This window comes from Pseudomonas sp. UMAB-08 (assembly GCF_900095225.1).
Lineage (GTDB): Bacteria > Pseudomonadota > Gammaproteobacteria > Pseudomonadales > Pseudomonadaceae > Aquipseudomonas.
Window position 1 is genome coordinate 4,296 of record NZ_LT607423.1, and the last position, 12,494, is coordinate 16,789.

The 12,494-nt window shown below is 56.2% G+C and carries 16 protein-coding genes and 1 pseudogene; 11 read left to right on the forward strand and 6 right to left on the reverse strand.

Translation table 11 applies throughout. The annotated features are described in order from the left end of the window. Positions 1-142: 142 nt before the first annotated feature. Complete coding sequence (locus K0F75_RS16970; RefSeq protein WP_219063113.1) at positions 143-832, reverse strand: PA2778 family cysteine peptidase; 690 nt, start codon at positions 830-832, stop codon at positions 143-145. Positions 833-1,051: 219 nt separating this feature from the next. On the opposite strand from K0F75_RS16970, the gene K0F75_RS25825 reads away from it, so the two are divergent. Continuing rightward, a complete protein-coding gene (locus tag K0F75_RS25825; protein WP_257604416.1) occupies positions 1,052-1,234 on the forward strand; it encodes a hypothetical protein in 183 nt (60 codons plus the stop codon). Between the two features lie 66 nt (positions 1,235-1,300). On the opposite strand, the gene K0F75_RS16975 is transcribed toward K0F75_RS25825, so the two are convergent. Continuing rightward, entirely contained in the window at positions 1,301-2,056 is a 756-nt protein-coding gene (locus tag K0F75_RS16975; RefSeq protein WP_219063114.1) for a TerC family protein, read from the reverse strand. Positions 2,057-2,208: 152 nt separating this feature from the next. On the opposite strand from K0F75_RS16975, the gene nhaR reads away from it, so the two are divergent. Continuing rightward, positions 2,209-3,111, forward strand: a complete 903-nt coding sequence (nhaR, locus tag K0F75_RS16980) for a transcriptional activator NhaR (protein ID WP_219063115.1) — start codon at positions 2,209-2,211, stop codon at positions 3,109-3,111. Here nhaR and K0F75_RS16985 read toward each other — a convergent pair. Both K0F75_RS16985 and K0F75_RS16990 read right to left on the reverse strand, forming a co-directional pair. Then, positions 3,108-4,262, reverse strand: coding sequence for an MFS transporter (locus K0F75_RS16985; protein WP_219063116.1), 1,155 nt, complete (start codon positions 4,260-4,262; stop codon positions 3,108-3,110). The two genes, nhaR and K0F75_RS16985, sit on opposite strands and share 4 nt — an antisense overlap. A gap of 147 nt (positions 4,263-4,409) precedes the next feature. After that, positions 4,410-4,919, reverse strand: coding sequence for a DUF1993 family protein (locus K0F75_RS16990; RefSeq protein ID WP_219063117.1), 510 nt, complete (start codon positions 4,917-4,919; stop codon positions 4,410-4,412). Between the two features lie 118 nt (positions 4,920-5,037). Here K0F75_RS16990 and K0F75_RS16995 point away from each other — a divergent pair, with 118 nt between their 5' ends. From K0F75_RS16995 to K0F75_RS17010, 4 genes are all read left to right on the forward strand, one after another. Then, a complete protein-coding gene (locus tag K0F75_RS16995; protein ID WP_219063118.1) occupies positions 5,038-5,691 on the forward strand; it encodes a YceH family protein in 654 nt (217 codons plus the stop codon). A gap of 195 nt (positions 5,692-5,886) precedes the next feature. Then, entirely contained in the window at positions 5,887-6,273 is a 387-nt protein-coding gene (locus K0F75_RS17000) for a hypothetical protein (protein ID WP_219063119.1), read from the forward strand. A 193-nt stretch (positions 6,274-6,466) separates the two neighbouring features. Next, complete coding sequence (locus tag K0F75_RS17005; protein WP_219063120.1) at positions 6,467-6,661, forward strand: hypothetical protein; 195 nt, start codon at positions 6,467-6,469, stop codon at positions 6,659-6,661. Between the two features lie 130 nt (positions 6,662-6,791). Further along, positions 6,792-6,974, forward strand: coding sequence for a hypothetical protein (locus K0F75_RS17010; RefSeq protein WP_219063121.1), 183 nt, complete (start codon positions 6,792-6,794; stop codon positions 6,972-6,974). 125 nt (positions 6,975-7,099) lie between these two features. On the opposite strand, the gene K0F75_RS17015 is transcribed toward K0F75_RS17010, so the two are convergent. Then, positions 7,100-7,660 carry a hypothetical protein gene (locus K0F75_RS17015; protein ID WP_219063122.1) on the reverse strand — a complete coding sequence of 187 codons (561 nt, stop codon included), beginning with the start codon at positions 7,658-7,660 and terminating at the stop codon, positions 7,100-7,102. 259 nt (positions 7,661-7,919) lie between these two features. Here K0F75_RS17015 and pbpG point away from each other — a divergent pair, with 259 nt between their 5' ends. From pbpG to K0F75_RS17040, 5 genes are all read left to right on the forward strand, one after another. Beyond that, positions 7,920-8,855 (forward strand): D-alanyl-D-alanine endopeptidase, encoded by a 936-nt coding sequence (gene pbpG, locus K0F75_RS17020; protein ID WP_219063123.1) that lies wholly within the window; start codon positions 7,920-7,922, stop codon positions 8,853-8,855. Between the two features lie 159 nt (positions 8,856-9,014). Then, positions 9,015-9,473, forward strand: coding sequence for a DUF2214 family protein (locus K0F75_RS17025; RefSeq protein WP_219063124.1), 459 nt, complete (start codon positions 9,015-9,017; stop codon positions 9,471-9,473). 57 nt (positions 9,474-9,530) lie between these two features. Continuing rightward, positions 9,531-9,953, forward strand: coding sequence for a DUF3010 family protein (locus K0F75_RS17030; RefSeq protein ID WP_219063245.1), 423 nt, complete (start codon positions 9,531-9,533; stop codon positions 9,951-9,953). A gap of 206 nt (positions 9,954-10,159) precedes the next feature. Beyond that, entirely contained in the window at positions 10,160-11,458 is a 1,299-nt protein-coding gene (locus K0F75_RS17035; RefSeq protein WP_219063125.1) for an MFS transporter, read from the forward strand. A 33-nt stretch (positions 11,459-11,491) separates the two neighbouring features. Then, positions 11,492-12,274, forward strand: a complete 783-nt coding sequence (locus K0F75_RS17040; RefSeq protein WP_219063126.1) for a substrate-binding domain-containing protein — start codon at positions 11,492-11,494, stop codon at positions 12,272-12,274. A gap of 12 nt (positions 12,275-12,286) precedes the next feature. Here the strand turns inward: K0F75_RS17040 and K0F75_RS25830 are convergent. Beyond that, positions 12,287-12,494 (reverse strand): annotated as a pseudogene (locus tag K0F75_RS25830) (LysR family transcriptional regulator); the annotation flags it as partial.

Consider the following 12,494-nt stretch of genomic DNA (forward strand, 5'->3'; position numbering starts at 1 on the left):
TCCCCGGCGGCCAGTTGTTGCGCACGCCGTTAACGGCGCTGGGCGCTTGGTACTACGCCCTGCGGGACAAGTTTGGCTTTTGAGCAGCCTTCTAACAAAAACGGCGCCGAGGGCGCCGTTTTATTATTTCAGTCGGTGCGATTCATCGCGCCTTTAATGCCTTGGTCGCTTCGCCGGCCGCTTGCGCCTGTCCAGCCTGGGTCAAATCATTCGCCGCGTTCAACCAACGCGGCTGATCGACTTGCGCCGGGATCTGCCGCGGACCTTGCACCAGCACAGCCCAACTGCCTGCGTCCTTCCAGGCAGAAGTAAAGCTGCTGAAACTCATCAACTGACGACGGTTCATGCCCGAGTGCAGCAGGACCGTCTGTTTGTTGCGGTTGTAGCCTATCAGCACTGCGTAACGGGGTTCCGCCCACCAGGCCGAACCATCGGTGTAACGCAGCATGACGGGGTATCCCGCCGACACCTGAGTCAGCAGGTCCTGTAATTCCCCACCGAGGGGATAGACCATAAATCCGTACCCACGCGCCACGGCCTGCATGTTTTGCTCAAGCTTGGCCTCGCCACCAGGCAAATGCAGGGGCTTGTCCAGCAATCCAGGCGTGATAATCACCCCTTGTTGCGACAACATGCTGGCCAATACCCCTGGCCCGCTTTGGTAAACGTTACCTTTGAAAAACGGTACCGAATTGAGCTCAACCCGATCGGGTAAACGCTGGATCCCGGGGGCCACGCTGCCAGCACAGGCAGTCAAGGTCGATAGAAGCGCAAGGGCCAGGTACATCCGCTTCGAGCGAGCGGCAAGAACTCGAGGTAATACCAGCAGCATTTTCACTCACTTCAACAAGCGCCGGGCAACCCACGACCCGGCTCGGACCCTGATCATAGGGCGGCTCAAGCCTTCGGCATAGCTCATTTAGTGCAGACTTTTGCCTTGCATAGATCAAATCGATCATGCATTGGAGACCATTAGTCAATTGTTGGAAACATGCGCAGTACTAGACTGTCAGTCGGATGCACAGAGACGCTGAAAACAGCGGAGGCACGTATGGGCCCGGAAATAACAATTGCAATGCTGATAGCCGCCTGGCTGGCAGTCGCCTCAGCCATGCTGTGGGGAGTGATGCGCATTTCTCGTCGGCACCATCACCGTGAAGCCGAACACGAAAACCCCACAAATACCGAAAGCCGGCACGATCACTCCACTTCAAACTCCTTCCGCCTGCGTTGAAAAAAGGCCGGTAATGGAAAACTCCACACCGACCCTTGGACTTTCACCCGCAACAAACCCTCACACTCAGACAGTCACGGCCTTCAACTTCGCCTTGAGCTTCGACCTGCGCGACAGCATATTCAGACCTTCGATTACCGCTGAGAACGTCATCGCCGCGTAGACATAGCCCTTCGGAACGTGCGCACCAAAGCCCTCGGCGATCAGTGTCATGCCGATCATGATCAAGAAGCCCAGCGCCAGCATCACCACGGTCGGATTGTCATTGATGAACTTGGCCAACGGCTCTGCCGCAACCAGCATCACCACAACGGCAGCCACCACAGCGATGACCATGATCGGCAAGTGTTCGGTCATGCCCACGGCAGTGATGATGCTGTCGATGGAAAACACCATATCAAGTATCAAAATCTGGCCGATGGCGGCAGCCAAGCCTAGTGTCACGCCTGAAGAAGCCACCTTCTCGTCTTCATGCCTAGCTTCCACGTTGTGGTGAATTTCGGTCGTCGCTTTCCATAACAGGAACAGACCACCGGCAATCAGAATCATGTCTTTCCAGGAGAACACCTGCCCAAACAGTTCGATAACCGGCTCAGTCAACTGCACGATATAGGCGATGGTGCTGAGCAAGCCCAGACGCAGGAACAGGGCCATGCCGATCCCCAGACGCCGCGCTTTGGCCCGCTGATGCTCTGGCAACTTGTTGGTCAGGATCGAGATGAAGATCAGGTTATCGATGCCCAGCACGATTTCCATTACCACCAGCGTCGCCAAAGCGATCCAGGCGGTAGGGCTTGCAGCCAGTTGTAATAGATATTCCATGTGAGTGAGCCCTGATTCAGCCTGAAACATTGAATGAGTTGCCGGGTGCGTAAGGAGACTCGGCGATAGCGCTGCATTCTAGGGAGACAAACACATCAGAAAAATTCGTATTTTTGCCATGTATACTTCGGTTTTTACGAATCGGGCTGCTCATGCTTAATTATCGACAGCTGCATTACTTCTGGGTCGTGGCCAAAACCGGCAGCATCGTAAGGGCTAGCGAGCAACTGAACCTGACGCCGCAGACCATCAGCGGGCAAATCAGCCTGCTGGAGCAAACCTTTGGTGTCGACTTGTTTCGCCGGGTGGGCAGGCAGTTGGAGTTAACCGAAGCAGGTCGCCTTACCCTGCCCTATGCCGAGCAAATGTTTCAGCTCGGAGGTGAGCTGGAAGCGCTGCTTCGCGCCCAGCCCAATGAGCAGCAAATCCTGTTTCGCATCGGGGTTGCGGATGTGGTGCCCAAGTCGATTGTGTACCGGCTGATTGCGCCGACCATGGCGCTGGCTGAGCCAGTCCGCATCACCTGTCGCGAAGACAAACTCGAGCGCTTGCTGGCCGATCTGGCCATCCAGCGCTTGGACCTTGTGATCTCCGACAGCCCAATGCCTTCGCACCTGGACATCAAAGGCTATAGCCAGAAGCTGGGCGAATGCGGGATCAGCTTTTTCGCGACTCAGGCGTTGGCCGAGCGCTATGGACCGAATTTCCCTCACGGTTTGCAAGGCGCGCCGCTATTGATTCCGGGGCAGGAAACCGTGGTCCGCAACCGCCTCATGCGTTGGTTTGCCGAGCAAAACGTGCAACCGCGGATTATCGGCGAGTTCGACGACAGCGCGCTGATGAAGGCTTTCGGCAAATCCGGCAGCGGAATTTTCATCGCCCCTAGCGTGATTGCCGATGAAGTTCAGGCGCAATACGGGGTGCAAATGATCGGTCAGACCGACGCCGTAACCGAGTCTTTCTACGCGATTTCGGTCGAACGCAAGGTCAAGCACCCAGGCATTGTTGCCATTACCGAGGGCGCTCGACGCGGGTTATTCACCCACTCTGATTAAGCACAAACAGGTACGGGCCTGGCGGACATCAACAGCAGCGCCAGCAGAATCGACAGTAAAATAATCCCCGCCGCCGCAAAGCCCAGACTGCCCAGACCGAAACTGTCGATTACCTGCCCACCGATGATCGCGCCAATGCCAATCCCCAGATTCGCCCCGGCAATGTTCAACGAAGCCGCAAAAGCGGGCGCATGGGGGGCCGCCTTCATCAACCGAACGTGGCTGACGAGGAACAACGCTGCCTGCGTGATACCCCAGACGGCCAACGCCAGGCCAAGGCCTAGCGTCGAATGCATGCTAGGCACCACGGCCACCATGCCGGTGATCATGAACGCACTGAAGAACAGACTGGCAATCAGTGGGTGGTGGTCAACCATGCGCCCACCCAACGAGTTACCGAGCAGGCCTACCGCGCCAAACCCCATCAGACACCAGCCCACCACCGTGCCATTGAACCCGGCCAGACGCTCCAGCATGTCCGCCAGGTAGGTATAAGCCGTGAACATGCCGCTGAACACCAGCACCGACAACAGCACATGGCCGAGCATCAATGGACTACGCAGGATTTTGAACTGCCCCAGCAATGAAACCGGCTCTTTGTGCTTATTCGTCGTGGGCAGGTAGATCAACAACAGCAATGCTTTGGCGAACGCTACCACCGCCAGGATGGCGAACGCGCTACGCCATCCCCAGGCATCAGAAATCAAGGTCCCGACCGGGATGCCGAACACCGTCGCACAGACGATGCCGAAGCCAATCTTTGAAATCGCTCGCCCGGCGTATTCCGGCCCCACAATATCCACCGCTGTCTCACTGGCCAGCGCCCAAAACACCGGCAGCCCCAGCGCGGGAATCAGTCGCGCAACCGCCATCACGGCAATGTTGGGTGCCAATGCCGCCAACAGGTTGGAAAAACCGAACATGATCAAAATGGTGATGAACAGGCGCTTGCGCTCAAAGCGCGAAAAATACGCCGTCAGGAAAGGCCCGAAAGCGGCCACGGTGAACGCAAACAACGTCACCAACAAACCGGCCTGAGACACCGAGATACCCAGGTCGCGGGCTATCGCAGGCAACAGGCCAACGATGACGAACTCTGTGGTCAGTACCGTAAAACCGGCAGCCGACAACAGCAAAATAGGCAACAACATGAAAACTCCAGAACAACGAAGCAGATCAGGCCATAAGGACCGATCTGTCGGTCAATACATCTACGCGTGACACGAAGCATAAAAAAGCCGCTGCACGAAACATCTCGTGCAACGGCTCGGCGTCAATCCAACAGGTCATTCAACGAATCAGTACGCGCCCATGTAGTCACGCTTGCCGACTTCAACGCCGTTGTGGCGCAGGATGGCGTAGGTCGTGGTGACGTGGAAGAAGAACTGCGGCAGACCATAGCCCAACAGGTAGGTCTGAGCGTCGAAGCGCTTCTCTTTAGGTGTGCCCTGACGCGTGATGATTTCGCGATCTTCCTGGCCATTGATCAGCTCAGGGCTGACGCTACCGATAAAAGCCAGGGTCTTGGCGATCAAAGCTTGCAGGTCGGCGAAGGTTTTTTCAGTGTCGTCAAACTTCGGTGGTTCTATACCCGCCAGGCGGGCCGATACGCCTTTGGCGAAATCAGCGGAGATTTGAACCTGACGGATCAATTGGAACATATCCGGGAACAGGCGAGCTTGCAGCAAGGCGTCAGGCTCAATGTTTTTTGCTGTGGCATGGGCTTCAGCCTTGGCCAATACGTCACTCAAAGCAGTGAGCATTTGTTTGAAAACCGGGACGGAAGCGGCGTACAGGGAAATAGTCATGGCAGATCCTGGATTGAAGGTGGCGTGATTATAGTCATGGAGGGCACACGAAAGCGGCTTGTCTTTTATATCACCAAGCCCCTAGGCTAGTTGCCTTCAAACGCCCAGGGAAAGCGCCATGTCTACCGAGCCCGTGTCTACCGACTCCGCCGATAAGCTGCAACTCAACAATGTGGAAGTTCGCATCCTCGGCTGCCTGATCGAAAAAAAGGCCACCAACCCCGAAACCTACCCTTTGACCCTTAATGCGCTGGTCACTGCCTGCAATCAAAAAACCAGCCGCGAACCGGTGATGAGCCTGACTCAGGGCCAGGTCGGCCAAAGTCTGCGCGCCCTCGAAGGCCGTGGCTTGACACGGCTGGTGATGGGCAGCCGTGCTGATCGCTGGGAACATCGCGTCGATAAAGCCCTGGAGTTAGTACCCGCACAGGTTATCTTGAGTGGTTTGCTGTTCCTGCGCGGCCCGCAAACGGTCAATGAATTGCTCACTCGCAGCAACCGCATGCACGACTTTGAAGATATCGAGCAGGTCGCCCATCAACTGGAGCGCTTGATCGCCCGAGGGCTGGCGACGCTGTTGCCGCGTCAATCCGGCCAGCGTGAAGATCGATATATGCACTCACTCGGTGACCCGGAAGACATCGAGGCTATTCTCGCGGCTCGACAAAATCAGCCCGAACGCGCCAGTGGCGGGTCCGCCTCGACAGAGCGTCTGGACGAGCTCGAAGCGCGGATTACGGCGCTGGAAGAGCGCTTGGCAAAGCTGGAATAACCCTGCCCTGCGGCTTACAGAATGGCCTTTGCCAACGCGGGCAAGTCCGGGATAATAGCCGCCGGACACACTTACACAATCTTTACTCACGCGATTCGCAGATTTCTCCGAAACCGCTGTCTTAGTAGTATCCCGTGGCAGTGCCTGAGCGTAACGCAGGCTCGCGACAACGGGGTTGAAAGCCGAGGAATACTCATGATTCGTCACATCCCCAAGGTTGCCTTGTTGTTAGGTGCCCTAGCCATCGCAAGCCAAGCGTCAGCCGACGGGCGCGGTTGGGGTGGTCCAGGTCTAGTGGTAGGCGCCGTGGTCGGGGCCGTCGTGGCTGGTGCCGTGATGTCATCCAACCAACCCCGGACAGTCTATGTGGAACCGCAACCGGTCTATGCACCACAACCGGTTTACTATCAGGCACCGCCGCCACCTGTGTACTACCAACAGGTCGTAGTGGCGCCAGCCCCGGTTTATTATCGTCCTGGGTATTACGGCCCACCGCCAGGCTACTACGGTCGTCCTCATGGCTATTATGGTCATGACAGGGATGAACGGGGCTACCGGGGTGACGGCCCAGGGCGCTGGTAACATTCTGAAAAACAGCCCTGCCCCCAAAAAGGCGGGGCTGTTTTTTTAGCGTCTACATCAGTTCGATGGAGGTCGCTGGGGGGACAGCGTGTTTGCTTGAGTCCGTCATTATTGACGTCATCGTCGTGAATCCGGTGCTCTTCAGCAACGCTCGTTCAGCGACACCAGCCTTCATAACAATAAGGACGCCCTTATGCCAACTCAGCATCCCCATCATGCGGAGGGATTGTGCACATCGGACAAAGTGTATTGCGCACTGACCGAACTCAAGAGCCTGGAAGGTCATCGCAGCGCAAAGTTTTTGTCCTTGCTGGCACAGAATCTGGTTGAAAAAGGTCTTCTGAACAATCACGAAGTGATGGCAATGCTCGACCAGGTCGTCGACTGATCAGTCACGGACGCGCAACGGCAATAACCGTAACGAACCTCGTTATCATCAATGTCCACTATCGAGAGCAGTGATTATCACTTGCTCGCAGGGCGCCGTAGAGTAGCGCCATAGATTGATGGAGGTATTTATGACCAAGGTTCAAATCATGTCGGTAGTCGGTAGCGCAGTTCCAGCCCCGCTCAGAGCGTGCGGCCTGCTTGCCTGCTGGTACCTGGTACAGGACGGCGAACCCATCAGCGGCCCCTTTGCCTCCCTGCCAGCGGCCAAGGCGTTGTCCGAGAAGTTCGACACGGGCCAGATGAACGCCTGATGCTGGTTGCCTGATTTTAATACCCGTTTTAACGAATAGTGTTGCCCTGACATCGTGCGTTGCTCCGCACATCCCCTTGCCCGCATCCCTGATGTGGGCTTTTTTATGCGTCGCAAAAAGCCTGATCAGAGACGTTCAGCCATTGCCGCATTGACCTGAGTCCGGTGCGCCAGTTTTTGCAGGCGTTTATCCAGGTTCATCATGACCACCCGGTCTGCACGGCCGCTCTCAAGCTCATCGACCAGCTCGTTAGCCACCTGCCGCAGTTCGTGAGCAATCACCACACGGTCATCATTCAGATCACGCTTATGCGATTCGAATAAGCGATGCAGGAAATCCTGAAGGGTATGTTGCAGGCGATGCCTGTCGGTGGCGCGAAGATGCGTCAGGTTAATATTGATTTTTGCCAGCAGCTCATTGAGCTCGCCGCACAAGTATTGCAGTCGGCGAGCGTACCCCACCTCCCGCTCGCGCATCAGTTTGTGCTGGCTCGAGGCGTCCTGCTTTTTCTGAATGCCCGGCACCGCTATCGCCACTATCAAACCAACGATAAGACCGGTCGCCTGAATCCAGCCCGCCCAATCCGCAGATTTCTGAAAAAAACCGACCCCAAGCAAGAGCACTGCAACCATAGCCGCTACTATTACCAGTGCGAGGTAATCCTTGCTGATAAAATCCTTGGGCATTGCGCGACTCCTGAGTCGTTTGAGAACACGTGGCATTAACTGCACAGAATGCTAATCGGTGTGCTCGTCAGACACCATGTCTATTGCTGGTTTTGGTTAGCAATCGTGGTTTTTTCACCTATAAAAGCGCCTGGCAGCTTTAAACCTCAATTCAACTGACAAGACCCATCGACAGCGCCCGGAGCGTGCTCATAAAATGAAGTGTTTTCGTAGAGACCCCGTGCTAAACGGCATATTCCATTATTAGTGAGCCCAGCTCGTGAAAATTCGTCATTCCATTCTGAGCCTATTATTTGTATGTACAGGCGCCGCACTCTCTCAGAGCGCGTTAGCAAATGAACCCGCCCCTCTTAATCGTGACCCTTCACAACTTCACCTGGCCTCGGGCAGTTCCATGGTGGTTGACCTGCAAACCGACAAAGTACTGTATTCGAGCAACCCGGACATCGTCGTTCCTATCGCCTCAGTGACCAAACTGATGACGGCCATGGTGACGCTGGACGCGAAACTGCCCATGGACGAAATGATTCCGGTGTCGATCACCAACACCAAGGAAATGAAAGGTGTGTTCTCCAGGGTCAAGCTCGGCAGCCAGCTGGACCGCAAGAACATGCTGTTGATTTCCCTGATGTCCTCGGAAAACCGGGCCGCTGCGAGCCTCGCCCACAGTTATCCGGGTGGCTATAACGCCTTCATCCTGGCGATGAACGCCAAGGCCAAGGCGCTGGGCATGAAGCACACGGTCTATGTCGAGCCAACCGGTTTGTCCATCTACAACGTGTCCACCGCCCGCGACCTGACCAAACTGGTACTCGCCTCACGCAAATACCCCATGCTGAGCGAACTGAGCACCACCCCCGAAAAAACCGTGACATTCCATAAGCCCACCTACAGCCTGGGCTTTAGCAACACCGACCACCTGATCAGAAAATCCAACTGGAACATCACCCTGACCAAGACCGGATTCACCAATCAAGCCGGCCACTGCCTGGTGTTGTTGACCACGATGGCCAATCGGCCGGTGTCGGTGGTGATTCTCGATGCATTCGGCAAATACACTCACTTCGCCGATGCGACTCGTTTGCGCAATTGGATGGAAACAGGGAAAAGCAACCCGGCCCCGCAAGTTGCCGTGCAATACAAGAATCAGAAAAACCTGACCATGAGGCAGGCCGGGCTTCAGTCGAAAGAGTAATCAAGGACACTTGCGAACTCGCCGGCCGTGCTTGTTTCCTCTCAATAAAAGCCCGAAACAGCGTGGGGTTCGGGCAAAATCTCGAACAGTAAGATACGACTCGAATACCCGCTGTTGGATGGATTGCTTTCTTATCGTCATGAATGGAGATTCACAACCATGCTCTTCAAATGGTTCCTGGCAACACTGCATCTGCTGGCATACGGCGTTGCACTGGGAGCAGTACTCAGCCGTGGAAGATCTTTGCGCCGGCTCAGCCGCACCAATCCCTCCAAGCTCAGGGATGTGTTTGTGGCCGACAACTTCTGGGGTATCGCTGTAGCCGTGCTGCTGGTAACCGGGGCGTTGCGTGCATTTGGCGGGCTTGAAAAGGGAACCTTCTACTATCTGCATCAACCGCTGTTTCACCTGAAAATGACGGCGTTCATTGCAATCATCCTGCTTGAAATCGCGCCCATGGTTGCCCTGATCAAGTGGCGCAATGCGTTTAAAAATGGCACCCCTATCGATACACGACGCGCGCTGCTGTACTCCCGAATCAGCCACATCGAAGTGGGTCTGATCATCGTCATACTCGTGGCAGCCGCAGGCATGGCGCGCGGAGTGTTTATCAGTTAGCCATCGCTGAAAAAAGAGAAGAAGATGGCTGCCTTTAAACCTGCGCAAGGCAGCCACATGAAGATCTGCGGTATCGAAATCAAAGGCAGCGAAGCCATTTTCGCTGTCGCCACGCTTCAAAATAACGCGTTTGAACATCTGCCTCTGACCACAAAAAAAATCGCACTTGAGGACGATGACGAGTCGTCGAACGTCAAAGCGTTCGCGGCCCTCGTCGAGGCGTTTGTTCGTGATAACGGTATCGACCACATCGCGATCAAAAAACGCAGCAAAAAAGGCGAATTCGCGGGTGGCCCGACCACCTTCAAAATCGAAGGGGTTCTACAGCTCCTGAATCAGTGCGAGGTGTCCCTCGTGTCGCCGCAAACCGTCAGCGCTCAATATAAAAAACATGACTTTGCATTGGCCGCCTCGCTGAATAAATATCAGCACGAGGCCTATAAAACCGCGTGTGCGGCACTGATGAAAGCTGGCGTCTGACACTGCGCCCTGCCACATAAGGCATCCCGGCCCAGCGTTACCCGATACGGGATGCCAGCGCCAAACTCACTCAAATCATTTATACGCATGACGCATCAATGAATGCGAACTATGCATTTCTCAACTCAGTCCCTCTCAGACACTATTCGCTCCTATAACAATCGTGCACGCCAGGTGCATGCATAAAAGTGTCGGGAGACAAGTAGATGGGCTCAACTCAAAGCGTAACAGCGTCCGCCCGCTCCAAAGCAGGTGCGGTTTTCCGGGTAACGTCAGGCAACTTTCTCGAGCAGTTCGATTTCTTCCTATTCGGTTTTTATGCCACCTATATCGCAGCCGCCTTTTTCCCGGCGAGCAGCGAATTTGCATCGTTGATGATGACCTTCGCCGTGTTCGGCGCGGGGTTTCTCATGCGCCCGATGGGTGCAGTCATTCTGGGTGCCTATATCGATGACGTCGGCCGCCGCAAGGGACTGATCGTCACGCTGTCGATCATGGCCAGCGGCACCATTCTGATCGTGCTGGTACCGGGCTACGAGAGCATCGGACTGCTGGCGCCAGCCCTGGTGCTGATCGGGCGTTTACTTCAAGGTTTCTCTGCAGGCGCAGAACTGGGCGGCGTTTCGGTGTACCTGGCCGAGATGGCGACCCCCGGTAAAAAAGGCTTTTTCACCAGTTGGCAGTCGGCCAGCCAGCAGGTCGCGATCATCGTCGCTGCCGGGCTAGGCTTCGCCTTGAACCAGTGGATGCCGTCATCGATGATCGCCGATTGGGGCTGGCGCGTGCCCTTCCTGATAGGTTGTCTGATCGTCCCGTTCATCTTCGTCCTGCGCAGCAAGCTTGAGGAAACCGAAGAGTTCTCTGCGCGCACACACCGCCCGACCATGCGTGAAGTGTTCAATACCTTGATGCAGAACTGGGGGACCGTCGTCGCAGGCATGCTGATGGTCGCGATGACCACCACGGCTTTTTACCTGATCACCGTCTATGCGCCTACTTTCGGCAAGACCGTACTCAACCTGAGCACCGCCGATGCCTTGATGGTGACGCTGTTGGTGGGGGTCTCTAACTTCATCTGGCTGCCCATCGGCGGCGCGCTGTCTGACCGCGTCGGGCGGCGACCGGTGCTTGTGACCATGGCCGCGCTGGCCATCGTTACGTCCTACCCTGCCCTGTCATTTCTGGCCCAGGCGCCCAGCTTTGGCCACATGCTGGAAACGCTGTTGTGGCTGTCCTTTCTATACGGCATGTACAACGGCGCAATGATTGCGGCCCTGACCGAAATCATGCCCGTTGAAGTTCGCGTCGCCGGTTTTTCCTTGGCCTATAGCCTTGCCACTGCGGTATTCGGCGGCTTCACTCCGGCCATTTCCACAGCACTTATCCACCTCACTGGTGACAAGGCAGCACCCGGCTACTGGATGAGTTTTGCCGCCGTCTGCGCGTTGTCCGCGACCCTGTTTCTGTACCGTAGCAAAGCCGTGCAACTGCGCCTTGCGGTGTAATAGCCCTTACGTCCCGGCGTGGAGAAATAGTTTATGAAAGCACTGTGTATGAAGTTTGCCGCATGGGTATTGCTCGGCAGCCTGAGCATGACGGCGGCTGTACACGCCGCCGAAATCCACGTAATGACGTCCGGCGGTTTTACCGCTGCCTATAAGGCACTTAGCCCAAAATTCGCCGCAGCCACAGGCAATACGCTGGATACCACACTGGGGCCATCCATGGGCAAGGCGCCTGAAGCCATTCCCAATCGACTCGAGCGCGGTGAACAGGCTGACGTGGTGATCATGGTCGGATATGCACTCGATGATTTAATCAAGCAAGGCAAAGTGATACCTGGCTCACGGGTCGAGCTTGCTGATTCGAGAATCGGGGCCGTTGTGCGCGCCGGGGCCGACACGCCGAAAATCGCGTCCGAAGACCAGTTCAAGGCGGCCTTGCTCAAGGCTCGCTCAGTCGCTTACTCCGACAGTGCCAGCGGGGTGTACATCCAGGATCAACTGTTCAAGCGCCTGGGAATCGAAAGCCAATTGCAGCCCAAATCCACGATGATTCCGAAAACCCCGGTGGCCTCAGTGGTCGCAACAGGCGACTACGAACTGGGATTCCAGCAGGTCAGCGAACTGCTGCCGGTTTCCGGAGTGACCTTCATTGGCAAGATCCCGGAGTCACTGCAGTCGGTCACGCGCTTCGCCGCAGGGATCCCTGTCGATGCCCAGTATCCGCAGCAAGCAAAGGCCTTGCTCGACTACCTTGCATCACCTGGCGTCCAACCAGAGGTGCGTGCGACCGGGCTTGATTCCGTTAGCCATAACTGACGGCTCGCAGTCTTAATGCGCCGCCGTTGGCCCCTGGACTGACGGCGGCAGCGCTTTCATCTCGACAATCAGCCGCTCCAGCTCCAGCGCTGCTGGCGTCAACGTGCGCCCCCGGCGCTTGATCAAGCCGACGCTACGCGTCACCTGCGGCTCGGTCAGCGGCACACTCATTAAAATCGGATGCCCGGCGGTAGGCATCGCCATCGCTGGCGCGGCAGCA

Coding starts and splice junctions, on each gene's coding strand:
- K0F75_RS16970 (WP_219063113.1), bottom strand. CDS start 832: ATGCTGCTGGTATTACCTCGAGTTCTTGCCGCTCGCTCGAAGCGGATG.
- K0F75_RS25825 (WP_257604416.1), top strand. CDS start 1,052: ATGGGCCCGGAAATAACAATTGCAATGCTGATAGCCGCCTGGCTGGCA.
- K0F75_RS16975 (WP_219063114.1), bottom strand. CDS start 2,056: ATGGAATATCTATTACAACTGGCTGCAAGCCCTACCGCCTGGATCGCT.
- nhaR (WP_219063115.1), top strand. CDS start 2,209: ATGCTTAATTATCGACAGCTGCATTACTTCTGGGTCGTGGCCAAAACC.
- K0F75_RS16985 (WP_219063116.1), bottom strand. CDS start 4,262: ATGTTGTTGCCTATTTTGCTGTTGTCGGCTGCCGGTTTTACGGTACTG.
- K0F75_RS16990 (WP_219063117.1), bottom strand. CDS start 4,919: ATGACTATTTCCCTGTACGCCGCTTCCGTCCCGGTTTTCAAACAAATG.
- K0F75_RS16995 (WP_219063118.1), top strand. CDS start 5,038: ATGTCTACCGAGCCCGTGTCTACCGACTCCGCCGATAAGCTGCAACTC.
- K0F75_RS17000 (WP_219063119.1), top strand. CDS start 5,887: ATGATTCGTCACATCCCCAAGGTTGCCTTGTTGTTAGGTGCCCTAGCC.
- K0F75_RS17005 (WP_219063120.1), top strand. CDS start 6,467: ATGCCAACTCAGCATCCCCATCATGCGGAGGGATTGTGCACATCGGAC.
- K0F75_RS17010 (WP_219063121.1), top strand. CDS start 6,792: ATGACCAAGGTTCAAATCATGTCGGTAGTCGGTAGCGCAGTTCCAGCC.
- K0F75_RS17015 (WP_219063122.1), bottom strand. CDS start 7,660: ATGCCCAAGGATTTTATCAGCAAGGATTACCTCGCACTGGTAATAGTA.
- K0F75_RS17025 (WP_219063124.1), top strand. CDS start 9,015: ATGCTCTTCAAATGGTTCCTGGCAACACTGCATCTGCTGGCATACGGC.
- K0F75_RS17030 (WP_219063245.1), top strand. CDS start 9,531: ATGAAGATCTGCGGTATCGAAATCAAAGGCAGCGAAGCCATTTTCGCT.
- K0F75_RS17035 (WP_219063125.1), top strand. CDS start 10,160: ATGGGCTCAACTCAAAGCGTAACAGCGTCCGCCCGCTCCAAAGCAGGT.
- K0F75_RS17040 (WP_219063126.1), top strand. CDS start 11,492: ATGAAAGCACTGTGTATGAAGTTTGCCGCATGGGTATTGCTCGGCAGC.